This is a genomic window from Nitratidesulfovibrio sp. SRB-5 (assembly GCF_019931275.1).
Taxonomy (GTDB): Bacteria; Desulfobacterota; Desulfovibrionia; order Desulfovibrionales; family Desulfovibrionaceae; genus Cupidesulfovibrio.
Genome location: NZ_JAIOTY010000002.1, coordinates 770,354 through 797,020, shown reverse-complemented (window position 1 = coordinate 797,020; position 26,667 = coordinate 770,354). Strand labels below are relative to the sequence as shown.

Here is a 26,667-nt window from a genome sequence, read left to right as displayed (position 1 = left end):
TCCTTTCGCCCGTTGGCCCCATCAAGTTTCGCCTGCCATCTCAGTTGAATACAGCAAGAGCATACGCCTTCATGACAGGCCCGTTTTCCTCGCCAACGAACGAAAACCCTCCTTTGGAAACCGCCCCCGGCTTCCGACGACCTTGCCCGCCAACCGGGCCGTGCTTATCCTGAAAGGAAGGGAAAGAGGAAAGACAAGAGAACGGAAGGGCCACCGCAACCGAGGGGCATTGCCCCGCAATCCACCGGCGCACGCGCCGGGCAGAGCCAAGGCAACATGCGCGCCGCGCACCCGCAGGGGTACGCGGCGCGCTTCCTTTTCGCCTTGCCTCCGTCTTCGGGAATATTGGGGGGGGGATGGCCGCTACAGCAATTGCAGATGCCGCAGCAGCACCACGGTGCCGAACAGCGTCAGCGCGGAAAGCATGGTGCTCACCACGATGGCCCGGGAGGTGTCGCGCGTGCCCGCGCCGTAGCTTTCCGCCACCACGTAGGCCACCGCCGCCGTGGGCATGGCCGCGAACAGCACCCCCATGCCCAGCCACTGCCCGCGCACTCCCAGCGCCCACAGGCACAGCCAGGTCAGCGCCGGGTGGGCGAACAGCTTCACCGCGTTCACCGCCACCTGCCGGGCCAGCGGCGAAAGGGCCTGCGGGTCGCATTCGCCGCTGCCGTCCCCCGCGCTGCCGGGCGGGCAGCCTGCGCCCTCGGCGGTCAGTTGCGCGGCCAGCACCATGCCGATGCCGAACAGCGCGCACGGCGATGCCGTGGCCCCCAGCATGGAGGCCATGGCGGCCACGGGGCGGGCCAGCCCCAGCCCGGAAAGGCTTACCGCCACCCCGCCCACGGAGGCCAACAGGATGGGATTGCGCCCAAGGGCAGCCGCCACCTCGCGCAGCACCCGCCACGACAGGCCGCCGCCCCTGCGGATGGCCTCCAGCCGGGCCATGGTCACCAGCAGCACGGCAAGGCACAGCACGGAGACCATGCCCCCGGCCAGCACCGCGTCGTCGTTGCCGGGCACCAGTGAGGTCACGATGGGCAGCCCCAGAAAGGCGCTGTTGGGAAAGCTGGCGGCCTGGGCCAGCACGGCCACGTCCGGGCCGTGGCGCCGCCCCCCGCGCGAGCACAGCAGATACCCCAGCGCAAAGGCCAGCAGCATCCCCGCCACCGTGCCCACGGCAAAGCCGCCGCGCGCCAGTTCTTCCGGCGTCTTGCGGGCCACGGCATGGAACAGCAGCGCGGGCAGCGAAACCCGGAACACGAACTGGTTCAGGGCGGCGGGCGTGCCCTTGGGCAGGCTGCCCATGCGCTCCACGCACATGCCCAGCACGATGATGCCGAACACCGGAACCAGGGCGGAAAGAATGTCGAGCACGAAAAACTCCCAGGCGGACTCGTGGCCGCCGGACTTCGCCAAGCCTTTGCAGACGTTGCCAAGCCTTGCCGGACCTTGCCAAGCCTTGCCAAGCGTTGGCAGACGCAGGCAAACGCAGGCAGGCCTTGCCAGACGTTGCCGGACATTGACAGGCGCGGGCGGCCCGGACAGAAGCTGCACTGCCCGGCTGCGCTGCAATGCGTCCTGATGCGCCGCAACGCGTCCTGATGCGCCGCAACGCGTCCTGATGCAGAGATGCCGTAAAGCATACGGCGGCACGGCCCTTCGGGCAAGGTACGCACCTTGCGGATACCACCCCGTGCCGTGCACCGCCCCGATGCGCCTGCCAGTCTGCCTGCCGGGCTGCCTGTCGCCCCCACCTGCCCCGCTGCACGCCTTTCGCCCCCCCGCCCCTGCTCCGGTCTTGTCCCGGCCCTACCTGTCCTGCCCTGTCCCGGTCCTTGCGTCGCCCTTTCCGCCCCGGGTTCCGTGCGTGCGGGTGCGCACGCCCAACAGCCCCCTTTCAAGGGCGGGGGCCGACCAGATGCCGCGCGGACGCCGCACAGGCGGCACATGCCCCGCCCCGGCACACGGAAGCCGCTTTTTTCGCCCCTATACTTGACTTCGTGTCAGCGAATTGACACTGATGAAGCCAGACGTGCCATGCCGCCCGTGTTCCGGAATGCGAAGTCCGGGGCCGCAGGGGGTTTTCGGACCATACACGTGCGTTCGTGCCTGACCGGATACCTGTCCGGGGAACGGATAATTGTCCGGAAAACCGGCCTGTTCGGTCCAGCCGCGCGAGGCGGCCATCGTAACGGCCAGGCGCGACACCCCGGCGTGACGGGTAGGCGTGACGGGCTGACGCGGCATGCAGGCGAAGCGGACCGGCGCACGCATCGGGATGGCACGGGGGGAATCGGGACACATTCAGCGAGCCTTCCGGGAGAGGGAATGGATCTCGACACCAGCGGCATCATCGGCCAAAGCACATCGCTCAGGGACGTTTTCCGCATTCTGGCCAAAGTGGCCCCCACCGACAGCACCGTGCTGGTCACGGGCGAATCGGGCACCGGCAAGGAACTTCTGGTGCGCGCGCTGCATTCCAACAGCCAGCGCCGGTCCATGCCCTTCGTGCCCATCAACTGCGGGGCCATTCCCAAGGAACTTCTGGAATCGGAGCTCTTCGGCCACGAGAAGGGCGCCTTCACCCACGCCATCCGTTCGCGGCCCGGCAGGTTCGAACTGGCCGACGGCGGCACCATCTTCCTGGACGAAATCGGCGAGATGGACCTGACGTTGCAGGTCAAGATCCTGCGCGTGCTGCAGGAAAAGGAAATCGAGCGCGTGGGCGGCGCGGGCGTGAAGAAGGTGGACGTGCGCATCGTGGCCGCCACCAACCGCGACCTCGAGCGCGAGGTGGCCGCCGGGCGCTTCCGCGAAGACCTGTACTACCGCCTCAACGTCATTCCCCTGCACCTGCCCGCCCTGCGCGAGCGCGGCGGCGACATCCTGGTGCTGGCCGAACATTTCATGCGCCGCTTCTGCGAACGCAAGGGCCGCCGCTGCCTGGCGCTGGCGCCCGACACGCGCAAGGTGCTGGCCGCCTATTCGTGGCCGGGCAACGTGCGCGAGCTGGAAAACTTCATGGAACGGCTCAGCATCCTCGCCGACGACGACGTGGTGCCCCCCGCCGACCTGCCCCGCAAGATACTGGACGAGGTGGGCGACATCGTCTCGCTGCCGGAGCCGACCCCGCCCGACCCGCTGCCCGCGGCCACGGGCGCCGCATCCGGCGGCATGCCCGCAGGCTTCAGCTGGCCCACCATCACCGATCTGCGCGACAAGGGCATGAACCTGAAGGATTTTCTGGACACGGTGGAAGAACGCCTGCTGGACGAGGCCCTGACCATGGCCGAGGGCGTGAAGAACCAGGCGGCGGAAATCCTGGGCATCAAGCGCACCACGCTCATCGAGAAGCTGAAGAAGAAACGCGCCGACTCGTGATCGCGGCATGCGCCCGGTGACGAAGGCTCGCGCGGCGGGCCGGGCACACGCAGCCATCCGCCGCTGCACGCTTTTTGCTACAAACAAGTGCCCGTGTCGGTTTTTTCCCGCCGCACAGGGGGCACGGCATCCGCAACAACGCCGACGCCGGGCCACGGGCGCGTTTCCGCCCGCGCACACGTACGCGTACATGCACAGGATTCTTGCGTGAAACGACCCACCGCCGCCGGTCTTGCCCGGCTGCTCCTCATCGCGGCCCTTGCCGGACCGCCCGCCACGGCCGCGCACGCGGCCTCGTGGCAGTGGAGCGGCCTGCCCGACCGCGAGCGGGTGACCATCACCCTCGACCGCCCCGGCGACGTGGACGTGGCCCGCACCGGGCGGCAAACCCTGTCGCTGACATCGCGCGCCGTGGGCGCGGCTCCCGCGCGCATGGGCGGGGCCGACCCGGCAGGCGCGGCCCTGGTGGGAGAGGTTGCCCCGCAGCCCGGCGGGCTGCGCATAGACACGCGCACTCCGGGGTTCGGCTACGTGGTCACCCGTCCCGCCCCCGACAGGGTGGTGGTGGACATCTTCCGCGATCCCATGGGCGAACGCTGGACTGCCTCCGACGGGGGCCAGCCGTCCGCTCAATCGAGCCAGTCGGGCCAGTCGCCGGAACAGGCAGGACGGGCAACGCCCCCGGTGCCCACTCCGGCACCGCCCGCCGCCCCGGCGGGACAGCCCGCCCGGACGGCCCAACCCGCGATTCCCGCACCTCCCGCCCCCCCCGCACCGGCGCCCTCCACCGCTCCCGCACCGGCGCAGAACGGCGCCCGGCAGCCGCGCGTGGTCGAACGCGCCCTCACCGACGGCAGCGATACCGCCAACGGAACCGGCCAGACCCAGGCCGCGCCCGCAGGCGGGATCACCGGCAAGCTTTCCACCGGACCGGGCACTGCGCCCCCCGCGCAGGTTACCGGACAAATCGGGGCCACACCCCCCGCCCAGCCACAGACCGACGCCGCCCAAACTGGCGGACAGCCCGCAGCACAGGCGCCCGAGCAGCCCCGCAGCTTCTTTGCCGTGCCCTATTCCATCCGGGCGCGCATCAATTCCGGCGGCCCTGCCGAATGGCCGGAAGAGGCGGCGGCATCCGCCCAGGCCACGCCCCCCGCGCCGGTGCCCTCGCGCGGTGAAGCCGGTCCCGCCGCCACGGCCAGACAGAACGAGCAGCCCGCCGCGCCGCAGGCCGTGGCGCAGGCGACCACGCAGACAAACCAGACGGGCCAAACGGGTCAGCCGGGTCAGCCGGAGCAGGCCAAGGAACAGGCCAAGGATATGGGCGAGGCGCGCAAGTCCGCCGCCCCCCGTCCCGAAGGCCCCACGCCGCCACCGCAGCCCGACGGCCAGCCCACGCCCCCGGTCACCGGCAACGCCACCTCGCCCCAGGCCGAGGCGGCGGGCAAGGTCGCGACCAACGGCACCAATGCCACCAACGCCACCCAGGTGGTGTACGTGGACGAAAAGGGCAATCCCGTTCCCGCGCCGCCGGTCCCGGCGGAACTGCTGGAGCAGGCCAAGACCTTCATGGTCAACGCCGACTACCCCAAGGCGCTGGAACTGCTGGAAACCCTGAAGGGCCTACGCGACACGCCCAAGGACATGTACGAGGAGGTGCTGTACCTCATCGGCGACGTGCTCTACGCGCAGAACAAGGACAACATCCTTCCCGTCTTCGACAAGATCATCACGGCCACCAGCGAGGCCATGAACTACAACCTGAAGTCGCACCGGGTGCCGCAGGCCCTGTTGCGCCTCGGGCTGCTGAACACGCGCATCGGCAACTCGCAGGAGGCGGAAGGCTACTTCAACCTGCTGCGGCGCCAGTATCCGCACGACGAAAACGCCGCCCTGGCCATGTACTACGCGGGCGAAGAGGCCTACAAACGCGGCGACTACCAGAAGGCCGCGGACAAGTTCCAGTCCATCGTGCAGGACTTCCCCGAAAGCAAGTACGTGCGCGAAGGTTCGGTCAGCCTGGCCCGCACCCTGTACAAGATGGGCTACTACCAGCAGGCCGCGTCCATCCTCGACTTCGTGGACAAGCGCTGGGGCCGCTTCTACCTGGAATACCCGCAACTGCTCACCGTGGCCGCCGACGTGTCCGACCACCTGGGCAAGCTGGACGACGCCCGCGCCAACTACTGGCTGTACTACAACCTCAACCCAGAAGCGGACGACATCGACACCGTGCTGGCCCGGCAGGGCGACATCCTGGCCAAGCAGAAACAGCCGGAGGCCGCCCGGGTGCTGTACGAAGAAGCGGTGCGCCGCTTCCCGGACAAGGACGGCGGGCTCATATCGCTGATGCGCCTGGCGGAGGAAGGCATCCACGACACGCCGAGCATCGCCGAGATGGTCTCGGTGTTCCAGAGGCCGGACAACACCCGCCCGGTGCAGGCGTACACCACCATCATTTCCGGCCACCCGCAGAGCCCGCTGGTGCCGCTGGCCCGGCTGAAGCTGACCATGTGGTACCTGTGGAACCGTCAGTTCCCCGAGGCGCTGGCATCCGCCGTGGAATTCGCCCAGGCCCACCCCGGCAGCGACATGCTGCCCAAGGTGCGCGAAATCGCGCTGCAAAGCTTCACCCAGATGGTGGCCGAGTCGGCGGCGGACGGCAACTATGGCCGCATCCTGCAACTGTGGGAACAGTACCCGCTGATCCAGGAAAACGAGAAGGACCTGTCGGTGGACACCCACGTGGCCATCGCCCTCAGCTACGCCAATACCGGGCAGCCCCAGAAGGCGCTGGAAATGCTGGACGGGTTCCTGAAGGGGCCGAAGGATCCCAAGCACGGCGAAACCGTGCTGGCCCTGGCGCTCAAGGTGCATCTGGAAACCCAGAACTGGCAGCGCATCGCCGACGTGATGCAGGGCGTGTCCGGGTGGAGCCTGTCCGACCCGGTGCAGAAGCAGGCGGACTACGCGCTGGCCCTGGCCCAGGAAAACCTGGGGCACCCAGACCTGGCCGTGCCCCTGTGGCAGCGCCTGTACGACCGCAAGGACCTGCCCCAGGAACAGCGGGCCTACGTGGGCTACTTCCTGTCGCGCGACGCCGAGCGCAAGCGCGAACTGGAAAAGGCCTACCTGCTCACCCGCGAGACCCTGTCCGACTTCCTTGCCGTGGCCCAGGCCAGCCCGGAAAAGGAAGACACCCCGCGCATCAAGGAAAGCCTGCTCTCGCTCATGGACATCACCGAGGCGGCGGGACGCCTGCGCGAATCGCTGGACTGGACCGACCAGTACGCCAAGTACGTGCCCGATTCCGACCCCGGCTACGCGGCCATGCGCTATCGCGTGGCGCGCCTGCAACGCAAGATGGGCAACGTCGACGCATGGAAGGCCACCCTGGAAGACCTGGCCCGGCGCGACCCGCAGTCGCTGTATGGCCGGATGGCCGCGTCAGAGTTGCGCACCACCGACGTGACCAAGGGGCTTTCCGGGTTCACCCAGGGCGCGCAGCCGTAGGCACGGGCACGGCCTGTCCGCCGCAAGGCGCGCCCGACGCCGGGCGCTGCCGCATCTCCGCTGTTTCCGTTTTTCCGCGCATCTGGCATAGGGATGGTACGGACCCATGGGCGTGGTTCCGTGTCCGTGCGGCGTGCCCGACCAGCCCCGGACATTCCCACCGGGCTGGCCGCGTTTCCCCTTTTCCGCCCTTTACGCCCTTTCCACCCTGTCCGCCGTTACCCGCAGGAGGCCACCATGCACGACAGGCATCTGGACACCGGACACGCCATCGACCGCAACCCCGTGGTGGCGGGCATGTTCTACCCGGACGATCCCGACCTGCTGCGCCACACCGTGCGCGAACACCTTGCCGCCGCCCCGCGCGAGGCAGCCCCCACCCTGCTGGCCATGGTGCCCCACGCGGGCTACGTCTATTCCGGCGAGGTGACCGGACAGACCCTGGGCGCGGCCAACCTGCCCGACACCATCGTGCTGCTGGGCCCCAACCACACCGGGCTTGGCGCGCCGCTGTCCGTCTGGCCGGGCGGCCACTGGCACACCCCTCTCGGCCCGGTGCCCGTGGACGAGGAACTGGCGGACACCCTGGCCGAATCGGACGCGGGCTTCACCCGCGACACCGCCGCCCACATGCGCGAGCACTCCATAGAGGTGGTCCTGCCCTTCCTGCAGGAATACACGCCCGACCTTGCCATCGTGCCCGTGGCCGTGGCGGAGCCGCACCCCCAGGCCCTGCGCGAGGCCGCGCAGGCACTTGCCGGGGCTCTGCGCCGCCTCGAGGCCGCCGGACGGCGGGTGGCCATGGTGGTGTCGTCGGACATGAGCCACTATGTCACCCATGCCGATGCCGCCCGGCTGGACCGCCTGGCCCTGGCGCGCATCGAGGCGCTGGACCCCCTCGGCCTGTACGCCACCGTGCGCGACCGGGGCATCTCCATGTGCGGGGTGCTGCCCGCCACCCTGGGGCTGCTGGCCGCGCTGGACCTGGGCGCCCAGACCGCGCGGGTGGTGGCCTATGCCACCTCTGGCGAAGTCAGCGGGGATATGCAGCGGGTGGTGGGGTATGCGGGGGTTCTTGTTGCGTAACCAGTAGGCGCAAGGGGCTTTTTGCCTCTGCCGTCGTCAGACCGCCTTTTTACTCCGGTCACGTACAACAAGAGTACGTTCCCTCCATAAAAAGGCGTTCTTCCTCGGCAGAAGACAAAAATCCCTCTTGCGCCAGTCGCCCCGGCGCAGGTCACCGGATTTCACTCGGTGCCGGAAGTTTCCCGCGCCGCCCCACTTCGCCGCCCACCTTGTGCCTTCCGGCACGAGCGGTCCCGCATATTGACGGCGGGGCGCAGCGGTGTCATTTTTCGCCCGGCTGCGGGCAACGCTCCCGCGCCCACCGGTGCGCCGCGCGTTGCGCGCGGCCCGGCTGCCTTCCCGCGCCACTCAACGGAGCCCCCGTGACCACGCAATACCGTCTCGAAGAGACCACCCCCGGCGCCCAGTGGGACGCCTTTGTCGAGGCATCCCCCAACGGCACCATCTTCTCGCTGTCCGCGTACCTGGCTGCCGTGCGCCAGCCCAGCCGCCTGTACTGGTGCATGAACGGCAACGAACGCCGCGCCGCCGTGGCCGTTACCGAATCGGCGGACGGATCGTGCGCCGTGCAGCATGATTTCGTCATCCACAACGGCATCCTGTTCGCCCCGCCCGCCAACAAGCAGAACCGCTCCACGGTGTTGTCCGAGCGGTTCGAGATCGCCACGGACGTGGCCGCCGCCCTGTCGCGCCGCTACGCGCGGGTGGAACTGGCCCTGTCGCCCCAGGTCACCGACATCCGGCCCTTCCTGTGGCACAACTACGGCAGGGACGACGCCCCCCGTTACGTGGCCGACGTGCGCTACACCGCCTACACCAGCCTGGCGGGCTTTGCCGATGCCGCCGCGCCGGAAGACGTGCCGTTGTTTCCGGAAATTTCCTATTCGCGCCGCCAGGAAGTGCGCAAGGCCCTGAAGACCGGCGTGCGCACCACCGAAGACGCAACCCCCGAAGACCTTTCCGCCTTCTACGCCCTGACCATGGGCCGCCAGGGCATTGAGGTGGAGCGGGAACGGCTGGACGAACTGCGCGACCTGGCCGCCGCCGTGCTGGCGGGCGGCTTCGGGCGACTGTTCGCCACCCGCACCCCGGAAGGCGAACTGGCGGCCATGGCCCTGTTCGGCATGGACAGCAAGCGCGCCTACTACCTGTTCGGCGCGGGCGACCCACACCTGCGCAACACCCCCTGCGGCACCGCCGTACTGTGGGATGCCTTCGGCCAGCTGGCCCGCGCGGGCGTGACCGAAGTGGACCTGGAAGGGGTGAACAGCCCCCGCCGGGGCTGGTTCAAGCTCAGTTTCGGGGCGGACATCCTGCCCTACTATCAGCTGGTCAAGGATGGCCCCGAGCCTGCCGAGCCGACAGAACAGCCGGAACAGCCGGAGCAGGCGGAACAGGCGGCCCAGTAGCAGTAGCCGCCACGGCTGCGTGCGGCCACGACGCCGCTCCGCGTTTCCGCAAATGATCGAAGGGGCGGGGGCCTGTGCCCCCGCCCCTTCATGCGAAGCAAAACCTGCACCGTGGTGCCCGCCATCCGGCGCGCACCGCGCGTGGATGCGGCTACGCCTCTTCTTCCTCCAGCGTGTACCCGGCGCTTTCCACGGCTTCGCGCAGCATGCGCGTATCCACGCACACCGCCGGACCGTAGGTGATTTCGCCGGTGGCCAGGTTCACGTTCACTTCCTCGATCCCGGCCTTGGTCTGGATGGAAGTGGTCACGGTGGCGGCGCAGTCCGGGCTTTGCAGCCCCTTCACCTTGTACTTTTTCATGGGAAATCCTCCCCGCGTGGGCGGCATGCCGCAGACGCGGCGCACGATGTGAAGGGAAACGCCGGGGAAGTCACCGGCGCGCGACGACACTTCGTCTTCAATGCCGAGACTATACCGCTTTTATCCTACTATGCAAGTAGGATTTGCCCCCTTGCGCACCCCCCATGAATGCCTTACCTCAAGGGACTGCCGAGCCGTGGCGATGTTTCGCCAATGTTCCCCGGCAGTCGCCAAACGGCAGACACGGGGACGGCCTTTCGCCCTTCCCCGCACCCCAACCCCCGCAGCCCATGCTTGAACTGGACTTCACCACTTCCGGCTACGTCTACATGGCGCTCATCTGGGCGTGCGTGGGCGTTGGCGCGGCGATACTGGCCCGGCGGCAGGGCCGCAACCCCCTGCTGTGGTGCGTGGCCTGCCTGATCGCCCCCATCGCCCTGTTCTACCTGGCGGGCGAACACAGCGGCCGCGAGGATGCACGCAAGCGGGCAGAACATGCCCGGACAGAACAAACGCCGTCGCAGGGCATGCAGCCGGGGCACGAACAGGCCCGGACATCCGCCGACGGCAAGGGCGCCGAATAGCCCCGCACCGCCGCCACTCTTTTCAACCACCCGTGCCGGGCGCGTCCCGGCATTCCATCAGCATACCACCGGACCATGAGCGACCGTACATTTCATATCCTGACCTTTGGCTGCCAGATGAACGTCAACGATTCCGACTGGCTGTCCAGAGCCCTTGTGGCGCGCGGCTTCACCGAAGCCCCCCTGGGCAAGGCCCGCGTGAACATCGTCAACACCTGCTCGGTGCGCGACAAGCCGGAGCAGAAGGTCTACAGCGTGCTCGGGCGCATCCGCCAGGCCACCCGCAAGTTGCCCGACGCCTTTGCCGTGGTGGGCGGCTGCGTGGCCCAGCAGATCGGCTCCGGGTTCTTCACCCGTTTTCCGCAGGTGCGACTGGTGTTCGGCGGCGACGGCTCGTCCATGGCTCCGCAGGCCATCGAACGGCTGTGCGCCGAGCCGGGCCTGCGCCTCTCGCTGCTGGACTTTTCCGAGGAATACCCCGAGCGCGACGCCCAACTGGACGCCGGGCCGGTGCCGCCTTCCGCCTTCGTGAACATCATGCAGGGCTGCGACAACTTCTGCGCCTACTGCATCGTGCCGTACACGCGGGGCCGCCAGAAGTCGCGCGCGGCGGACGCGGTGGTGCGCGAATGCGCGGAACTGGTGGAGCGCGGCGCGAAGGAAATCACCCTGCTCGGCCAGAACGTCAATTCCTACGGGCAGGACGCGGAAGCCGCCCGCCAGGCGACCATGGCGACGGCGGCGGGTGACGGCAAGGCCGTGACCTTCGCCGAGTTGCTGCACCGCGTGGCCGCCCTGCCCGGGCTGGCCCGGCTGCGCTTCGTCACGCCGCACCCCAAGGACATAGCGCCGGAGGTCATCGACGCCTTCGGCACGCTGGACAACCTGTGCCCGCGCCTGCACCTGCCCATGCAATCCGGGTCGGACCGCATCCTGAAGGCCATGGGCCGCAAGTACGACATGGCCCGGTACATGGACATCGTGCACCGGCTGAAGGCGGCCCGCCCAGACATCCAGCTTTCCACCGACATCATCGTGGGCTTTCCCGGCGAGACGGAGCAGGACTTCGAGGACACCCTGTCCGCCATGCGGGCCGTGGGCTTTGCCGCCAGCTTCTCGTTCTGCTACTCCGACAGGCCGGGCACCCGCGCGGAAATGCTGCCCGGCAAGCTGGACGCCGCCGAAAAGGCCGCCCGCCTGGCCCGTCTGCAGGAATGGCAGAATGATTATACTGAACAGTGCTTGCGGAACATGGTAGGGTTGCACACAATGGTGCTACTGGACGGCATGAGTCGCAAGCCCGGCATGGCCACCCCGGAATCGCACGAGGGCGTGCATGACGGCGCCACGGGCACTCCCGGCGGCGAAAGCTGGCAGGGGCGCGACCCCTACGGCCAGGCCGTCAACGTGGTGATGCCCCCCCGTGCGGAGGGCGGCCCGGAAGGCTGGCTGGGCCGGATCGTGCCGGTGACCATCGTGGAGGCCAAGAAGCATTCGCTGCGCGGAGTATTGCGGGCATGATCCGCTTCCGGCGCCGCATCGGCCCGCAAGGCCGCACTGGCCGGACTGGTCAGGCCGGTCAGGCCGAACGGGCAGATCAGACGGATCGGGCTGGCCGGGCAAATCGGACTGACCGGGCAGGTCTGGCAGATACGGCAGATCAGCCAAGTCCGGCATATCCGGCAAATCCGGCAGGTCCGGCAGGTCCGGCAAATCCGGGCACCATGCGAAAACGCCCGCAGGGGCGCACAGGCAGGTATCCCATGATAGAAATGAAGGTCGTGGGGCTGTCGCTGGACGACGCCACCAAGGCGCCGATCCTCGTCCTGCGCCGAGAGGCCGGGGAGGAACTGCTGCCCATCTGGATAGGGGCCATGGAAGCCATGGCCATCTCCATAGCGCTCAACAGCGTGGACGTGCCGCGCCCGCTCACCCACGACCTGCTGCTGAACACCCTGCGTTCGCTGGGGGCGCAACTGGTGGCCGTGGACGTGGTGGACCTGCGCGACGGCACCTACTTCGCCGAACTGGACATCCTGCTGAACGGTTCTCGCACCCGCGTGGACTGTCGCCCCTCCGACGCCATTGCCCTGGCCCTGCGGGCCGACGTGCCCATCTTCGTCAGCGAGGACGTACTGCGCCGCGCCGCTGAAGACCGCCTGCGCCCCAACATGGACGAAAACGCCGCCCGCCGCCCCACCGACGCCGCGTCGGCCATGGCCCGAGAGGAAACCGCCCGGCGCGACGTGCGCCGCAGGGCGGGCCAGCCCCCGTGGGCCGACGGCGAAGCGGGCAGCCCCATCAACGTGGAGCAGATTTCCCGCGTCCGCGAGGCCATGGAAGATCAACGCGCCGCGAAGCACAAGGCCGACCAGGCCACTGATCCGTCGGCAGACCAGATAACGAATCGCCCGCGCGATCAGCACGATCTGGAAGAGCAACTGGCGGAACTGCTGCGCTCGCTGGACCCGGAAACCAAGTACCGCATGTAGCGCTGCGGGCGCCCCCACCGCCGGGTGGCAGCCGCCTTCCGGGCTGCCGTTGTCATTGGGGCCACGCGGACCATCCGGGCACCTAATCCACGCGGGCCATCCGGACCATCCGGCATCCCGCCGGAACGCGGCGTTCGCGCGCCAGCAGGTCGCCGGTGTCGGCCAGTCCGTTGGTCGCCGCGCCGGTTGCGTCGGTAGTTCATGCCTGTCGCGCGGCCATGCGTCCTGCCAAAGGCCTCCCCGGCCTGCTCTCCTGCACCCGCCTGCTGCCTTCGTCCCCCCGCCTTCCGCACCCGGATTCTGCCCCCGGACCCCGCACCCGGATTCTGCTCTCGGACTCCGGCACCCGCCTTGATGCACCGGCACCGGGTTGCGTCCGCTGCGCCCGTGGTGTACCGGTGGCCCACCATTTTCCACGCGACTGAATGAAATCGGGCAGAGCCGGGCAAAGCTGGGCGGCCACCGCGTACGGCCAGCATGCCCAACCTGCGCCCGCGCCCGCATGCGTACCCCGCACCCCACCAGCACGCGGCGGATGCCCGCCCGCCGACACCCATCGCCATTTCCGGAGCCACCCCATGATCGACCTGCACGTGCACACCTGCTTCAGCGACTCCTCCATGACGCCCGCCACCGCCGTGCGCTTCGCGCGCCTTGCCGGGTATCGCGCGGTGGCCCTCACCGACCATGCCGACGGATCGAACATGGACCTCATCCTGCGCCAGGTGCTGCCCATGGCCCGCCAGTACGGGCTGTACGCGGGCATAGAGGTCTTTGCCGGGGTGGAACTGACCCACGTGCCCCCGGCGCTCATCCCCGACGCCATCAGGGAGGCACGGGCGCTGGGCGCGCAACTGGTGGTGGTGCATGGCCAGTCGCTGGCCGATGTGGTGGAGACGGGCACCAATCTTGCCGCCATCGAAGGCGGGGCGGACGTGCTGGCCCACCCCGGCCTGCTCACTGCGGAAGACGCTGCCTACGCCGCCGAGCGCGGCGTGCTGCTGGAAATAACCACCCGCCCCTCGCACGCGCTGTCCAACGGCCATGTGGCCATCACCGCGCGCGCCGCGGGTGCCCGGCTGGTCATCAACAACGACGCCCACCGCAAGGAAGACTTCGTATCCGCCGAAAAGCGCCGCGCCGTGGCCCTGGGCGCGGGCCTTGCCCCGGCGGCAATCGAAGCCGCCGAGCAGACCCAGCGCCAGTTGGTGGAACGGTTGGTGCGCGCCGCCCGCTAGGGACTGGCCCCAAATTGTTTTTTTGTCCGTTGGCTAACCGACCCGAAGGGCGCACAGCGTGCCCGTTAAGCGAGCTTGCGAGCTTTACGGGCATCGAGCGCAACGCGGTCAAACTTCACCTGCCATATCAGTCGAATACAGCAAGAGTACGCGTTGCGGTCCCTATCCGTAAGGTTCGCTTCGCTCACCAAACGGCTAGGGCACTCCCTCATGGCAGGCTCGTTTTCCTTGCCAACGAACAAAAATCCTAATTTGGAGAAAGCCCCTGGGGCTGTTCCACTTCACGCTTCCGCCCCCCCCGCATGCGGCAACGCACCCCGGCCTAAAGTTCCGCCCCGAACTGCCGATGGGAACCATGTACCGCGGCTGACCGGTCGCCGGTTCCCCATCCCGCAGAGGTGCGGCCATGCTCGACTATTACAGATTCAAGGAAATCCACGACCTGTTCATGAAAGGCAAGACCGAGGAAGCACGGCACGTACTGATGGAAATGCAGTCGCGCTACGTTTCCCTGTGCGATGAAAACACCATGCTGAAAATGCAGGTGCAGGAATTCGAGGACATCCTCTACCTGTCGCGCAATCTTGTCTTTGACGGGTTCTGCTATTGGCTGATCACCGGCAACATCAAGCAGGGACCGTTCTGCCAGAGCTGCTACAACCGCGATGGCGTTCTGGTACGCCTGGCCGCGCACGAAGACACGTGGCAGTGCGCCACCTGCGGCACCGTGCACGACCGCGAGCCGCGCTACGGCATGCCCGCGCCCGGCTTCGGCCTGGGGGCGGCGCTGGCCACGGCCCATGATGCCGGGCGCACCGCGCTGGCCGGACTTGCCGACCTGACCAGCATGGTCGGCAAGACCGACCATGCCAACAGGACGGGACGCGCCGCCAGCCTTGGCGCGGGCGACGATCTGGCGCCCGATGCCCCCCCGCCCGGCGCGCAGTCCGTTCGTCCCGCCCGCGTCGGCAAGCTGCTGCCCTTCGTGAAATAGCAACCATCCGCATGCCATGCATCGAAGGCCCGTCCCTGCAAGGGGGTGGGCCTTCGCCGTTACGGATGCCGGAAAGGCCCGCCATGTGCCGGCCACGCTAAAGTTTCCCCCGCTGCCGCCGATGAATCCGGTACACGGGGTGATCTCCCGGAAGGAAGGCCACACATGCAGTCCGCAGCCAGACACGCCACACCGTCGCACCGCGCCACCGACAGCCTTGCCGCCACGGCGGCCCGGGCGCTCCAGTCCATGGAATCGGCAGCGCGGACCAAGGCGCCCAATCTGCCCAGTCAGCCCAGTCTGACCCGCCAGCCCCGACAGCCCCGTCCGCTTGACGGCATCACCGCCACCGGCCTCGCGGCCCTGGGCGTGCCGCCCACCATGCGCATGGCCGGGCGCGGCGCGGCCAGCCTTTCCGACCTGGTGGAAGCGGTGCGCGCCGAAACGTCGTGGGCCGCCGCGCCCCGCATGGATGCCGTGCCCGCGCACGGGTTCGTCAGCGCGCTGATCCTGGCCCCGCGAGAGGAACTGAGCGCCGTGGACCGCCGCGCCCTGCGCCAGACGGGCATCCGCAACGTGGCGGTGCTGACATCCGGCGGCGCCGCCGCGCGCATGCTGGCCCGGCAGCGCCGTGCCCACGCCGGGCCGCGCGATGCGACCCTGCCCGCCAGCGACGCGATTCCCCCTGTCGACGTGGTGCTCTGCCACGAACGGCTGGCGGACATGTCCGCCCTCGACCTGCTGCAACTGCTGCGTTCGTACCCGCGCCTGCTCGACCTGCCGGTGCTGGTGGTGTCCAGCGCGGCCACGCGCGAGGCGGTGCTGTCCGCCGTCGGCGCGGGGTGCAGCGGCTTTCTGGGCCGCCCCTACACGGTGGACGCGCTGGACGCGCAACTGCTGCGCGCCCGGCGCGCGCTGGCAACGCGCACGGCACGCACCGTGGCCGAGGGCACGCAAATGCTCTCGGATGAAGAATTCGACCAGGCTCTGGAACGGTTCGCCAACGCGGCGACCGAATCCGCCGACGAGGCCGAGGCTCATTTCCTGGAAGGCACGGCCCACCTGCTGCGCGAGCAGTGGGATGCTGCCATCACCGCCTTCAACCGCACCCTGCGCTACAATGCCCTGCACGCCGAAGCCTGCCTGGGGCTGGCCGATGCCTGGCGGGGCAAGGGCGACCTGGACAAGAGCCGCGAATTCCGCAGCCGCGCGGGCGAGATATACGCCCGTGCCCGGCAATGGCGGCGCGCCCAGAACATATTCGCCGAACTGCTGGCCGACTCGCCCCCGGACACCCCCAACCCCCTGCTGGCGGAGGCCGCGCGCCTGCTGCGCGACGGACGCATCGACGACGCGGCGGCAGCGCTGCTGGCCGGACGCGAACTGACACCCGGCGCGCCCCTGCACGAACACGTGGCCCGCGCATGCCAGTTCACCAGCGCGCCGGAACGCACCGCAGCCGCCGTGTGCCGCGCCCTGTCCAGCGCGGACCCAGAACTGGGCACCCAGTTGCATCGCCGCATGCTGGGGCGCTTCGGCACGGCGCTGCGCATCGACGTGGACGGCCACGAAGAGCCCGCCGGTCTGCTGGACCGCCTGCTGGGCGGCACGGTGCTGCACGACGTGGTCACCGTGGCGCGGCATACCCTGAAGGCACTGCGCGAGGCTGGCATCTAGCAACGCAACTGTCCGGTTCACCCGCCGCCCTGCCTGCCGCATGGCCCGTTGCCGGACAGCAGACATCGCCCCATGCAACGACAGACGCGCCGGATGCGGAAGCACCCGGCGCGTCTTTTTTGCAAAACGGCAGGAACGGAGCGGCTATTCCTCGGCCACGTCGCGCAGCAACCGGAACAGGGCGCGTCCGGCGCGGGGCGGCTTGCCCGCGGCGCGTTCGGCCAGGGCGTCACGCACCAGCAGGCGCAGGTGGCGGGGGTCCACGTCGGGCCACTGCTCCAGGTAGGGGTGCAGGCGGTCCGGCCCTGCGGCCAGAAGTTGCTCGCGCAGTTCCTCTATGCGGTGGAACTCGTCGTCCTCGGTCTGCTTCACGGCACGCACCTCGCCCATCTGCGCGGACACGGCCTCCCAGTCCCCTTCCCGGATGACCCGGCCAATGTACTGCAACTGGCGCCGCCGGGCCTCGTGGGTGGACATGGCATGCCATTCCAGCACGGCCTTTTCGAGATCGTCGGGCAGCCCCATGGACCGCACCTTGGAAGCAGGCAGGCGGACCAGTTCCTGACCCAGGGTCTGCATGGCGTTGCTTTCGCGCTTTTTCTGCGAGCGGCTCACATCGCGTACGTCGTTGTCTGTCTCCACCCCGGACGGGGGCAGGGCGTCGGGTATCCTGCGTCGCGCCATGCGCGTTCTCCTTGTTGTCCATACGTGAATGAGGCGGTTCCCGAACGTGGCGGGAACGGGCGAAAGGGCGCCCCAACGGCTGTGCCGGTCGGTGTGCCGGTCGCTGTGCCGGTCGCCGGACTGGTCGCCGGGCTGTCACCGGACTGGTGAACAGACCGGTGAGCGGGACGGGGTTGTGCCAGCGTGCCGGACTACCGGCGGCGCGGGCCGCCCATCAGGTCGGAAATATGCACCACGGGCAAGCCATGGGTGCCTGCGGGCGCTTCGGAAACGCCGTTGCGATTCGCGGGGCTTTCAGGGCTGCCGCCTGCCCCGCCGGTATCGGCTTCGTCACCGGGCGCCGCTTCGTCAGGCGCCTGATCTTCGGGCCGCACGGGCCGCCAATGCTGGGCGCCCATCTCCACGAACAGCTCCACGCCCCGTTCGGGCACCCCCACCAGCAGCACCAGGGTGCCGGTGGGTTCCAGCCGGTAGGCGTAGTCGAACAGCCGCCGGGCCACCAGCGCCACGGGCACGCCCGCATCGGCGGCCACCTGCGCGGCGGCTTCGCGCAGCCGCCCGGCCGCCTCGCCGTCCATGCCGATGCCGTCATGCGGCACGGGCACCGCCACCTGCCAGCCATACATGGCCTGCACCCTGCGGCGGTTGTATTCCTGCGCCATGGTCAGCCGCATGGTGGACCTCCCGGCGATGGAAACCGAAGACAGCCCGGGCCGAAGGGCGCCCGTGGCGCCCGCTCTACCCGAAATACAACCCCAGCAACGCCCCCCCCAGCACCATGAAGGCGATGACGCCGTTCAGGGTGAAGAAGGCCATGTTCACTCGCGACATGTCGTCGGGGCTGATGATGCGGTGCTCCCACGTCAGTACCCCGGCGATGACGGCCCACACCGCGTACCACGGCCAGCCCAGCGAGGCGGACCAGCCCGCCAGCAGCAGGAAGATGGCCGCGTTGGCATGACAGAAGCCGGAAACCACCAGCGCGGCGGGCAGGCCGAAGTGGGCGGGCACGGCATGCAGGCCCATGGACCTGTCGAACTCCATGTCCTGGCACGAATACAGGATGTCGAACCCGGCCACCCAGAACAGCACCCCCCAGAACAGCAGCACGGCGGGCACGGTGAACTGCGGGTCCACGGCAATCCACCCGGCCACCGGGGCCAGCCCCAGCACCCCGCCCAGGAAGAAATGGCACAGCCAGGTGAAGCGCTTCAGCAGGCTGTACGAGGCGGCCACCAGCAGCGCCACGGGGGCAAGGTACAGGCACAGCCGGTTCATCCCCGCGCAGGCGGCCACGAACAGCACGGCCATGAACACGGTGAAGGCCCAGGTCCAGGCCACGGAAATTTCGCCGGTGACCAGCGGGCGGCCCGCGGTGCGCGGGTTGAGCCGGTCGTACTTCAGGTCCACCAGCCGGTTGAAGGCCATGGCGAACGAACGCACGGCCACCATGGCCACGGTAAGCACCAGCAGGGGCACCAGGCCCGGCCAGCCCCCGGCGGCCAGAAAGGCCCCGGCATAGGCAAAGGGCAGCGCGAACACGGAGTGCTCGATCTTGATCATGCGGCAGATGGCCGCGATGCGCGAAAAGGGATTCATGTGGGCGTCCGGTCCGGTTCGGTTAGTGGCAGTTGGGGGGCAGTTCCGATCAGCTCCGTTCGGTCCCGCTCGACATGGTCCGGTGGGTTCATGCGAACCTGGGCTGCCGGTTCACGGCACACCGCATCGTCCGGCTCGTGTTCCAGAGCCGCACGCACCAGTCCGAATTCGTGGCGCGCCCGCTCCTGGGCCTGACGCCGCGCGTCGTCCATTTCTTCGTAGCGCGACAGCAACAGGTCCACAAGCCCGCCGTCCAGCTTGCCGTCACGGGCCTGGTCGCGCAGCACGGCCCGGGCCGCCTCGGGCGGCATGCCGCGCCGGTAGGGCCGGTCCTCCGCAATGGCGGTGAACACGTCGGCCACGGCCACGATGCGTGCGGGCAGGGGCAGGTCGTCGCCCGTCAGCCCGTAAGGGTAACCGCTGCCGTCCATGCGCTCGTGGTGCAGCGCGCCCCAGGTGGCCACACTGGTGAAACCGGGGACAGAGGCCAGAATGTCCATGCTGTGCTCCGCATGGCGGCGCATGCCCGCCATTTCCTGCTCGTCCAGCCGCCCCGGCTTTTCCAGGATGTCCAGCGGAACGCCCAGCTTGCCGATGTCGTGCAGCAGCCCCGCCACGTACAGGGCCTTGCCCTGCGGGCCGTCGAACCCGGCCCAGCGGGCCAGCAGCCGGGCCGTTTCCGCCACCCCGCTGGAGTGGGTGGCGGTGAAGGGGCTGCGCGAGTCGATGACCAGCGAGAACAGCGCGGAAAACGAAATGATCCCGTCGGCATCCAGAACTTCACCCTCCAGCCTGTGGCCCGCGCCGGTGTGCAGGTGGCATTCCGGCGCACGCAGACCGGCGGCAAAGTCCGGGTCGGCGGTCAGGTCATGCAGGGCGTCCAGCGCATCGGGCCGGAACAGGATGGAGCGCCCCCGCTCCAGCCGCTTCAGGGCGCGGGAAAACTGGCGGGCAGGATCTTCGTCACGGCGCAGTTGCACGTCCAGCCTGTCGGCCAGGTGGATGAGATGCGCGATGGCGGGGACGCCGTCCTCTTTCCTGCCGTGGCACCACGGCGCATGGTGGTGGCGCACCAGGCGCGCGGCCTCGGCCAGGCGCGGACAGGTGCCCAGCATCACGGCCCCGGCGCGGGAATGCGAATCCATGTCCTGCTCGAAGACCAGCCCTTCCAGGGCCGCCTTCAGCGGCACGGCTCCCGCGTCGTGCATCAGCGAGGCCAGCAGCAGTTCGCACCTGTCCCTGTCGGGCAGGCCAAGGCGCTCGGCAAGCCGCGCGGCGATGAACCCCACGTGCACGTGATGCGCGGCCACTGCCGGGCTCACCAGGTCGAGCGCACGGGAAAAGGCCACGGTCAGGTCGATGAGCCTGACTTCCAGAGGCTGCTGCATGCGTGTGTCTCTGACGGAACGAACTGGGCAAACTGGGCGACCGGAACGAACAGGACGAATCGGGCAGACCCGAGCGCCGCGCTTTCCCCCGAAATGCGCGGTGTCCGTTTCCTTCCGCCAAGGCGCCGCAGAATGCTGGTTGATTGTTGGGTATGGTCGCCATGATGCATGCCCCCGGCATGCGGCAACCCACGTCAATCCCGGGGGTTTAATCTACCCGCCGCACTCGGCGGGATCGCCCTGCAACTTGTCCAGCGCATGGGCCAGCGCGGGCAGCACGGCGGCAAGATTTTCGGCCACGGCCTTGCGGCTGCCAGGCAGGTTGACGATGACCGCCCCACCCAGGGTACCCGCCACCGCGCGTGAAATGACCGCGTTGGGAGTCTTGGCCAGGCTTGCGGCCATCATGGCCTGCTCGAAGCCGGGCAGACGCCGTTCGATGACCGCCAGGGTGGCTTCCGGCGTCACGTCGCGCGGGCCGATGCCGGTGCCCCCGGTGGTCAGGATGAGGTCGTAACCCTGGGTCAGGGCCAGGTCCACCAGCAGGGCGCGCAGCCGCTGCCCGTCGTCGGGCAGCAGGTAGCCGCGCTCGATGCACAGGGGCATGGACTCGCGCACCATATCGGCGATGGTGGGGCCGCTGGCATCCTGACGCAGCCCGGCGGCGCCCTTGTCGGAAAGGGTCACCCAGGCCAGGGCGCGCCCCCGGCGTCGCGCCAGCAGGTGCAGCACCCGCCCGCCGGGCTCGTCACACAGGGCTTCCACGAACACGCAGGCCCCGGCATGCGCCGAGCCGGAACGGGGCAACAGGGTGCGCCCCACCACCCGGAACAACGGGTCGCCCATGGGGTCCAGCAGGGCGTCATGCAGGGTGGCGCCCACGGCCAGCCCCAGCACCACGTCGGCCTGCACGGCGGCCAGCGCGGGCAGCGCGCCCGGCAGCCCCACGGGGCCTGCGGCCAGCGCGATGATGCCCCCCTTGGGCACGGGCATGGTGGCTACGTCAAGCATCACGCGGTCGTCGCCCATGGCGGCCTCCCTGCATGCGGTGTGCGTCGCGGTGTGCGTCGTGGACATGATTCGGATTTCCCCCCACCCTGCGCTGCGACAAGAATCGTGCGTGCCCCGCCCGGGCCCGGGCGGCGTCTTGGCCCTGCACTATCCACGGCGGGCACGCTCGCCCGACCGCGCGGCAGGCCGGGCGCAAAGACCGCACCCCCCTAGCGGGCGTCGGGACGGCAGACATGCTCGCCCATGGCGCCGTAGAAGGCCTGCGCGGCATCCTTGCAGCCCTTGCGGGCGTGGATGTTCACCCAGGTGTCTTCACAGTAGGTGTTCATGGCGCGCAGTTGCTCGTCCACATTCAGGGCATCCACGCCCTTCACGCAGGCTTCCTCGGACAGGTAATGACTGCCGCGCAGCGGAAAACGCACCTGAGTGGCCTCGCACCCGCGCATGCAGCCGTTGCGCGTGAGCACGCCGTACTCGTCGTCCTGCTGGCAACGCTTCTGACAGGCCGTCATCAACGGATCGGTGGCCACGTGCGACAGGCCGCCGCGCCCGCCGCACCCGGTAAGGGACAGAACCAGCACGAGGGCGACCGGCGCAAGAACCGGCAGGGCAATTCGCCGCATGGAAACCTCCGTTGAAGCTGCCGCACGGCGCAGGCCGTGCGTGGTCATCCACAGGTGAGGCAGGTGAACAGGACGGGCCCCATTGAACCGGACGGGCCCCATTGGGCCCGGTCAGGCCCGGTCAGGGCCGGTCAGGCGACCGGTCAACCGCGATCAAGGGCAAGGCGCAAGCCAAAGCCCACCATCAGCCCGCCCACGCAGCCTTCCAGGGCCCGCTGCACGCCGGGGCGCAACAGCGTGGCGCGCGCCCGATGCACCGAAACGGACAGGAACGAAAACCACAGCACGGCCACCACGGCCTGCATGCCGCCAAACAGGCAGGCCCGGACAAAGGCGCCGCCCAGCATGGCAGCGCCGGTGACGCCATCAACCCCCGCCATGCCCCCGGCGGCCACCACGTTGGGCAGCACGGCCAGATAGAACACGGCCACCTTGGGGTTCAGCACGTTGCTCAGAAAACCTTCCACCCACGCCCGGCGCACCATGCCGCGCGAGGCCGCGCGGTACGCGCGCCAATGGGCCGGGCCGGACGGCGCGGCGCAGGACGTTTCGCACGCATCCGGTGCGACCGGAACGTCATGTACAACTGGCGCAACTGGCGCAACTGGTGCAACCGGCGCAGTTGACACGCCCTTCCACGCGGCGTGCAGGGCGCGCACGCCCAGCCACACCAGATAGGCGGCCCCCACCAGTCGCACCACATGGAAGGCCCCGGCGGAATGCACCAGCACGGCGGACACGCCAAGGCCGGAACACACCACGTGCACCAGCAGGCCCGACACGCAGCCCAGCGTGGTGGCCACGCCACCCCGCGCGCCCACGCGCAGCGAATTGCGCACCACCAGCATGGTATCCGGGCCGGGGGTTACCACCAGCAGCGCGGCCAGCCCCAGAAAGGCCAGAAATTCATGATCCACGGCAAACCCTCGCACCGCAAAGGCCAGACGCGTCACCGGACGCGTCACCGGACGCGTCACCAAGCGCGTCACCAGGCGCGTCATCAGGCGCGTCACCGGATGGGCGCGACTCTACCCGTTACACCGAACGGGGGCAACAGGGGGTATCCCCCCCATGGGCGGACGGCCTTTCATGCCCCCACGGTCTGCCTGAAAACCACGCCCCGCCTTTCAGCAAGACGAAGGCCGAACTCGCGCCTGCCCTCTTTTTCCTTATGCCCCGCGATGGCTTCCATCGCGGGGGGCTGGCGCGGAGACGAGGCGAGAAATCACGATTCTTGAGGCCGGGCAAGGCGAACCGGAATTTTTGAGCGCAGCGTACCTTTGTACGTGAGCAGCAAAAATCCCGGTTCAACGCCGCCCGGCCCCGAAAGCGGCAGCCGTCATGTGAGCGAAGCGAACATTACGGATGGCGACCGCAGCGCGTGCGGATTTCGCTGGCGGCATGGCCGCGCGGACCTGCAAGCCAGCACCTCTCCGCTACAATATCTGGCTCAGGAACAGCCTGGTCCGGTCATGCTCCGGCGCGGTGAAGAACTTGTCCGGCGACCCCACTTCCAGAATGCTGCCCTGGTCCATGAACACCACGCGGTCCGCCACTTCACGGGCAAAGCCCATCTCGTGCGTCACCACCACCATGGTCATGCCCTCGCGGGCCAGATTCTTCATGACGTCCAGCACCTCGCCCACCATTTCCGGGTCCAGGGCGCTGGTGGGCTCGTCGAACAGCATGGCCTTGGGGTCCATGGCCAGCGCCCGCGCGATGGCCACGCGCTGCTGCTGCCCGCCGGAAAGCTGGTCCGGGTACACGTTGTGCTTTTCGGCAATGCCCACCTTGCGCAGCAGTTCCATGCCCTTCTTTTCGGCCTCGACCTTGCCGCGCTTGCGCACGGTGGTCTGGGCCAGGGTCAGGTTCTCCAGCACGGTCAGGTGCGGAAACAGGTTGAACGACTGGAAGACCATGCCGACCTCGGCCCGCACCTCGTTGATCTCGCAGTCCGGGTCCAGGATGTCGCGGCCCTCGATGCGGATGGCGCCTTCATCGGCGTATTCCAGCCGGTTCAGGCAGCGCAGAAAGGTGCTCTTGCCGGAGCCGGAGGGGCCGATGATGACCACCACCTCGCCGGGGGCAACGGACAGCGAAACGCCGCGCAGGGCGTGCAACTTGTCGGGGGTGTAGAAGAACTTGTGGACGTTGGTGGCGTTGATCATCGGATGGCCCTGCGTTCAAGGTACTGCACGAACAGCGAAAGGGTGAAGGTAAGCACAAGGTACAGCACCGCGCAGACTATCCACAGCTCGAACGGCTGGAGCGAGGTGGTCACCACCTCGCGCGTGGCCTTGGTCAGTTCGCGGATGGCGATGACCCCGAGCAGGGACGAGTCCTTGATCAGGCTGATGAACTGCCCGGCCAGCGGCGGCATGATGCGCCGGAAGGCCTGCGGCAGGATGACCTTGCGCATGGCCTGGGCGTAGTTCATGCCCAGCGAGCGCGCGGCCTCCATCTGGCCACGGTGCACCGACTGGATGCCCGCGCGCACGATTTCGGCCACGTAGGCCCCGGTGAACAGGGCCAGCGCCATGACGCCGTACCACAGGGGCGATATGCCCCCAAGGCCCACGTGCTCCAGCAGGGCGTTGATGAGCGTGCCCACCACGAAGTACCACAGGAATATCTGCACCAGCAGCGGAGAGCCGCGGATGATCTCGATGTAGGCGATGGCGCCCCAGCGCAGCATGGGGTTGATGGAGATGCGGCACAGCCCCGTGACCACCCCGATGACGATGCCGCCGATGATGGCCAGCACACTGACCTCAAGGGTGATCCACAAGCCTTCCAGCAGGATGCCGGGCCTGTTCAGCTGGTAGCGCCCCAGCACGTCGCCCCTGTAGGCGAAGTCGCCGGAAGACACCAGCACCTTGCTTTCGCCGGGCAGCAGGTGGGTGTGTTCCTCGCCGGAGGCGTCGCGCACCACCACGCGCTGTTCGTTGCCCTGTCGGTCGATGATGGTGACATCGCCTTCCGCCTCGGCGCGCACGTCCGCCGCCTCGTTCACCCAGAAATACTGGGGCACGCGGTTCCAGCGCCAGATGTATTCCACCGACGAGGAGGCGACCCAGAAGAACGCCACCAGCGCCAGCATGGCCGCCACGAACATGGCTTTCCAGAACAGGAAGAAACCCCTGCCCTTGGGCTTGTCCAGCCCTCTGTACTGCGTCATCGTGATTCCTTTTGCGGCGCGACCGCGCGCCCGACGCGGGTGCGAAACCCTGCGGGCGGCGAAAGCGCCGGGGGGATGGCCGCGCCATGGCGCGGCGAAAGCCGCATGGCTTCGCGCGGGGGCGGTTCCCTGCCCTTGCCCGGTGATGGGAAAGAAACGGAGGAACCGCGCCCGCGCGAAACCGTGGGGATGCGGGCCAGACGGAGCAAGGCGGGGCGGGCGGGTGCCCGCCCCAGCCGGAAAACTCAGGCTACTGGACCTGGGCGCGCCACTCGGTGGACTTCATCCACTTGTTGTAGATGCGGTCGTAACGGCCGTCGTTCTTGATCTGGCTCAGGAAGTTGTCCAGGAAGTTCAGGAAGTCGGGGTCACCCTTCTTGATGCCGAAGCCCAGCGGCTCGTAGGTGAAGGGCTTGTCCAGGTGAATGGCCTTGCCCTTGCCCTGCTCGGCCATGAACACCACGTTGAAAGGCATGTCGTACACCCAGGCGTCGGCCTTGCCGTTGATGACTTCCAGCGCGCCGTCGGCTTCCTTTTCGAAGGACTTGTACTTGGCCTTGGGCAGCATGCGCTTGGCGGCTTCCTCGCCGGTGGTGCCAAGGCGCGAAACCACGGTGTATTCGGGCTTGTTCAGGTCTTCCCAGGTCTTGACCTTGCCTTCATGCTTCTTGCTGACGATGACCGACTGGCCGACCACGATGTACGGGTTGGCGAAGTTGATGCGCAGGTTGCGCTCCTGGGTCACGGTCATGCCGCTGATGATGATGTCGAACTTGTCGCTGAGCAGGGCCGGGATCATGCCGTCGAAGTCGGTGTTCACGGGTACGAACTTCACGCCCATGGCCTTGGCCAGTTCCTTGGCCAGGTCGATGTCGAAGCCGACGTAGTTGCCGTTCTTGTCGGTCATTTCGAAGGGCATGTAGCCCGCGTCGAAGCCGACGCGCAGTTCGCCGCGCGCCATGATTTCGTTGAGGGTGGATTTCTTGGCCAGCTCGATGTCGGCGGCCATGGCAGGCGCGGCGACGAGCACGGCCAGCAGCATGGCGGCCAGCAGCTTGAACAGTTTCATGCGTTCCTCCAATCGGATATCGTTGAAAAACCACAACCGGCAACGCGATGCCGCGCCCCGACGCACGGCGGGCGTCGGCAATCCGCCCAAAACGCGCGGGGCGCGGCGCGGACCCCACGGGAGCCCGCTTTGAAATTTCGTGAAGGCCAGGGGCATCCTGCACGCACGGCAGGGATTTCGCTCTCCGGCAGGAAAGATGAGCCCATTGCCAAGGGAGCGTGCGGCGGTCGTCATGCGCGTCTGCGGGCGTTGTCCCAGCCGTTGGAGAGCGCGAAGCGCGAACCTTGCGGATGGGAACCGCAACGCGCGAATGACAACCGCAGGGCGCGCTGTCGCACGTGACCGGAGCAACCGGCAAAATCCGACGAAGCCGGAGA

At 68.4% G+C, this 26,667-nt stretch carries 22 protein-coding genes; 10 read left to right on the top strand and 12 right to left on the bottom strand.

Translation table 11 applies throughout. The features are described from left to right. Positions 1 to 363 precede the first annotated feature (363 nt). On the bottom strand, positions 364 to 1,377 hold the full coding sequence (locus tag K6142_RS10795; RefSeq protein WP_012612456.1) for an AEC family transporter: 1,014 nt from the start codon (positions 1,375 to 1,377) through the stop codon (positions 364 to 366). Positions 1,378 to 2,331: 954 nt separating this feature from the next. Here K6142_RS10795 and K6142_RS10790 point away from each other — a divergent pair. From K6142_RS10790 to K6142_RS10775, 4 genes are all read left to right on the top strand, one after another. Further along, on the top strand, positions 2,332 to 3,384 hold the full coding sequence (locus K6142_RS10790) for a sigma-54 interaction domain-containing protein (RefSeq protein ID WP_190245553.1): 1,053 nt from the start codon (positions 2,332 to 2,334) through the stop codon (positions 3,382 to 3,384). Between the two features lie 207 nt (positions 3,385 to 3,591). After that, complete coding sequence (locus K6142_RS10785; RefSeq protein WP_223380837.1) at positions 3,592 to 6,897, top strand: tetratricopeptide repeat protein; 3,306 nt, start codon at positions 3,592 to 3,594, stop codon at positions 6,895 to 6,897. A 237-nt stretch (positions 6,898 to 7,134) separates the two neighbouring features. Then, entirely contained in the window at positions 7,135 to 7,983 is an 849-nt protein-coding gene (gene amrB / locus K6142_RS10780) for an AmmeMemoRadiSam system protein B (protein WP_190245853.1), read from the top strand. A 362-nt stretch (positions 7,984 to 8,345) separates the two neighbouring features. Then, entirely contained in the window at positions 8,346 to 9,392 is a 1,047-nt protein-coding gene (locus K6142_RS10775) for a GNAT family N-acetyltransferase (protein WP_190245852.1), read from the top strand. Positions 9,393 to 9,543: 151 nt separating this feature from the next. On the opposite strand, the gene K6142_RS10770 is transcribed toward K6142_RS10775, so the two are convergent. Continuing rightward, the gene (locus K6142_RS10770; protein WP_012612461.1) at positions 9,544 to 9,753 is read right to left on the bottom strand and encodes a heavy-metal-associated domain-containing protein; all 210 of its coding nucleotides are present in this window, start codon (positions 9,751 to 9,753) and stop codon (positions 9,544 to 9,546) included. A 290-nt stretch (positions 9,754 to 10,043) separates the two neighbouring features. Here K6142_RS10770 and K6142_RS10765 point away from each other — a divergent pair, with 290 nt between their 5' ends. From K6142_RS10765 to K6142_RS10740, 6 genes are all read left to right on the top strand, one after another. Beyond that, entirely contained in the window at positions 10,044 to 10,337 is a 294-nt protein-coding gene (locus tag K6142_RS10765; protein WP_190245851.1) for a hypothetical protein, read from the top strand. A 75-nt stretch (positions 10,338 to 10,412) separates the two neighbouring features. Further along, on the top strand, positions 10,413 to 11,858 hold the full coding sequence (gene miaB, locus K6142_RS10760) for a tRNA (N6-isopentenyl adenosine(37)-C2)-methylthiotransferase MiaB (RefSeq protein WP_190245850.1): 1,446 nt from the start codon (positions 10,413 to 10,415) through the stop codon (positions 11,856 to 11,858). 242 nt (positions 11,859 to 12,100) lie between these two features. After that, a complete protein-coding gene (locus tag K6142_RS10755) occupies positions 12,101 to 12,829 on the top strand; it encodes a bifunctional nuclease family protein (protein ID WP_190245849.1) in 729 nt (242 codons plus the stop codon). Between the two features lie 578 nt (positions 12,830 to 13,407). Then, a complete protein-coding gene (locus K6142_RS10750; protein WP_190245848.1) occupies positions 13,408 to 14,067 on the top strand; it encodes a histidinol phosphate phosphatase domain-containing protein in 660 nt (219 codons plus the stop codon). 406 nt (positions 14,068 to 14,473) lie between these two features. Then, positions 14,474 to 15,061, top strand: a complete 588-nt coding sequence (locus K6142_RS10745) for a hypothetical protein (protein WP_190245847.1) — start codon at positions 14,474 to 14,476, stop codon at positions 15,059 to 15,061. Positions 15,062 to 15,226: 165 nt separating this feature from the next. Beyond that, the gene (locus tag K6142_RS10740; RefSeq protein WP_223380836.1) at positions 15,227 to 16,738 is read left to right on the top strand and encodes a response regulator; all 1,512 of its coding nucleotides are present in this window, start codon (positions 15,227 to 15,229) and stop codon (positions 16,736 to 16,738) included. A gap of 144 nt (positions 16,739 to 16,882) precedes the next feature. Here the strand turns inward: K6142_RS10740 and yjgA are convergent, their stop codons facing one another. From yjgA to K6142_RS10690, 10 genes are all read right to left on the bottom strand, one after another. After that, entirely contained in the window at positions 16,883 to 17,422 is a 540-nt protein-coding gene (gene yjgA / locus K6142_RS10735; protein WP_190244155.1) for a ribosome biogenesis factor YjgA, read from the bottom strand. Between the two features lie 191 nt (positions 17,423 to 17,613). Then, entirely contained in the window at positions 17,614 to 18,096 is a 483-nt protein-coding gene (locus tag K6142_RS10730) for a hypothetical protein (protein WP_190244154.1), read from the bottom strand. A gap of 64 nt (positions 18,097 to 18,160) precedes the next feature. Further along, entirely contained in the window at positions 18,161 to 19,021 is an 861-nt protein-coding gene (locus tag K6142_RS10725; RefSeq protein WP_190244153.1) for a UbiA-like polyprenyltransferase, read from the bottom strand. After that, on the bottom strand, positions 19,018 to 20,409 hold the full coding sequence (locus K6142_RS10720; RefSeq protein ID WP_223380835.1) for an HD domain-containing phosphohydrolase: 1,392 nt from the start codon (positions 20,407 to 20,409) through the stop codon (positions 19,018 to 19,020). The genes K6142_RS10725 and K6142_RS10720 overlap by 4 nt, the downstream gene beginning before the upstream one ends. Before the next feature lie 213 nt (positions 20,410 to 20,622). Next, positions 20,623 to 21,438: a molybdenum cofactor biosynthesis protein B gene (locus K6142_RS10715; RefSeq protein WP_190244151.1), complete on the bottom strand. Its 816-nt coding sequence runs from the start codon at positions 21,436 to 21,438 to the stop codon at positions 20,623 to 20,625. Positions 21,439 to 21,629: 191 nt separating this feature from the next. After that, positions 21,630 to 22,043, bottom strand: coding sequence for a hypothetical protein (locus tag K6142_RS10710; protein ID WP_190244150.1), 414 nt, complete (start codon positions 22,041 to 22,043; stop codon positions 21,630 to 21,632). A gap of 143 nt (positions 22,044 to 22,186) precedes the next feature. Further along, on the bottom strand, positions 22,187 to 23,044 hold the full coding sequence (locus K6142_RS10705; RefSeq protein ID WP_223290264.1) for a LysE family translocator: 858 nt from the start codon (positions 23,042 to 23,044) through the stop codon (positions 22,187 to 22,189). A gap of 435 nt (positions 23,045 to 23,479) precedes the next feature. After that, positions 23,480 to 24,211 (bottom strand): amino acid ABC transporter ATP-binding protein, encoded by a 732-nt coding sequence (locus tag K6142_RS10700; protein ID WP_190244149.1) that lies wholly within the window; start codon positions 24,209 to 24,211, stop codon positions 23,480 to 23,482. Beyond that, complete coding sequence (locus K6142_RS10695) at positions 24,208 to 25,221, bottom strand: amino acid ABC transporter permease (protein ID WP_190244148.1); 1,014 nt, start codon at positions 25,219 to 25,221, stop codon at positions 24,208 to 24,210. Before K6142_RS10695 ends, K6142_RS10700 begins: the two co-directional genes overlap by 4 nt. Before the next feature lie 250 nt (positions 25,222 to 25,471). Beyond that, entirely contained in the window at positions 25,472 to 26,290 is an 819-nt protein-coding gene (locus tag K6142_RS10690; RefSeq protein WP_012612477.1) for a transporter substrate-binding domain-containing protein, read from the bottom strand. Between the last annotated feature and the right edge of the window lie 377 nt (positions 26,291 to 26,667).

What these genes read in the sequence shown, in the direction of transcription:
- K6142_RS10790 (WP_190245553.1), top strand. Translation starts at nt 2,332, where the DNA reads ATGGATCTCGACACCAGCGGCATCATCGGCCAAAGCACATCGCTCAGG.
- amrB (WP_190245853.1), top strand. Translation starts at nt 7,135, where the DNA reads ATGCACGACAGGCATCTGGACACCGGACACGCCATCGACCGCAACCCC.
- K6142_RS10770 (WP_012612461.1), bottom strand. Translation starts at nt 9,753, where the DNA reads ATGAAAAAGTACAAGGTGAAGGGGCTGCAAAGCCCGGACTGCGCCGCC.
- K6142_RS10765 (WP_190245851.1), top strand. Translation starts at nt 10,044, where the DNA reads ATGCTTGAACTGGACTTCACCACTTCCGGCTACGTCTACATGGCGCTC.
- miaB (WP_190245850.1), top strand. Translation starts at nt 10,413, where the DNA reads ATGAGCGACCGTACATTTCATATCCTGACCTTTGGCTGCCAGATGAAC.
- K6142_RS10755 (WP_190245849.1), top strand. Translation starts at nt 12,101, where the DNA reads ATGATAGAAATGAAGGTCGTGGGGCTGTCGCTGGACGACGCCACCAAG.
- K6142_RS10750 (WP_190245848.1), top strand. Translation starts at nt 13,408, where the DNA reads ATGATCGACCTGCACGTGCACACCTGCTTCAGCGACTCCTCCATGACG.
- K6142_RS10745 (WP_190245847.1), top strand. Translation starts at nt 14,474, where the DNA reads ATGCTCGACTATTACAGATTCAAGGAAATCCACGACCTGTTCATGAAA.
- K6142_RS10740 (WP_223380836.1), top strand. Translation starts at nt 15,227, where the DNA reads ATGCAGTCCGCAGCCAGACACGCCACACCGTCGCACCGCGCCACCGAC.
- yjgA (WP_190244155.1), bottom strand. Translation starts at nt 17,422, where the DNA reads ATGGCGCGACGCAGGATACCCGACGCCCTGCCCCCGTCCGGGGTGGAG.
- K6142_RS10730 (WP_190244154.1), bottom strand. Translation starts at nt 18,096, where the DNA reads ATGCGGCTGACCATGGCGCAGGAATACAACCGCCGCAGGGTGCAGGCC.
- K6142_RS10725 (WP_190244153.1), bottom strand. Translation starts at nt 19,021, where the DNA reads ATGAATCCCTTTTCGCGCATCGCGGCCATCTGCCGCATGATCAAGATC.
- K6142_RS10720 (WP_223380835.1), bottom strand. Translation starts at nt 20,409, where the DNA reads ATGCAGCAGCCTCTGGAAGTCAGGCTCATCGACCTGACCGTGGCCTTT.
- K6142_RS10715 (WP_190244151.1), bottom strand. Translation starts at nt 21,438, where the DNA reads ATGGGCGACGACCGCGTGATGCTTGACGTAGCCACCATGCCCGTGCCC.
- K6142_RS10710 (WP_190244150.1), bottom strand. Translation starts at nt 22,043, where the DNA reads ATGCGGCGAATTGCCCTGCCGGTTCTTGCGCCGGTCGCCCTCGTGCTG.
- K6142_RS10705 (WP_223290264.1), bottom strand. Translation starts at nt 23,044, where the DNA reads ATGACGCGCCTGGTGACGCGCTTGGTGACGCGTCCGGTGACGCGTCCG.
- K6142_RS10700 (WP_190244149.1), bottom strand. Translation starts at nt 24,211, where the DNA reads ATGATCAACGCCACCAACGTCCACAAGTTCTTCTACACCCCCGACAAG.
- K6142_RS10695 (WP_190244148.1), bottom strand. Translation starts at nt 25,221, where the DNA reads ATGACGCAGTACAGAGGGCTGGACAAGCCCAAGGGCAGGGGTTTCTTC.
- K6142_RS10690 (WP_012612477.1), bottom strand. Translation starts at nt 26,290, where the DNA reads ATGAAACTGTTCAAGCTGCTGGCCGCCATGCTGCTGGCCGTGCTCGTC.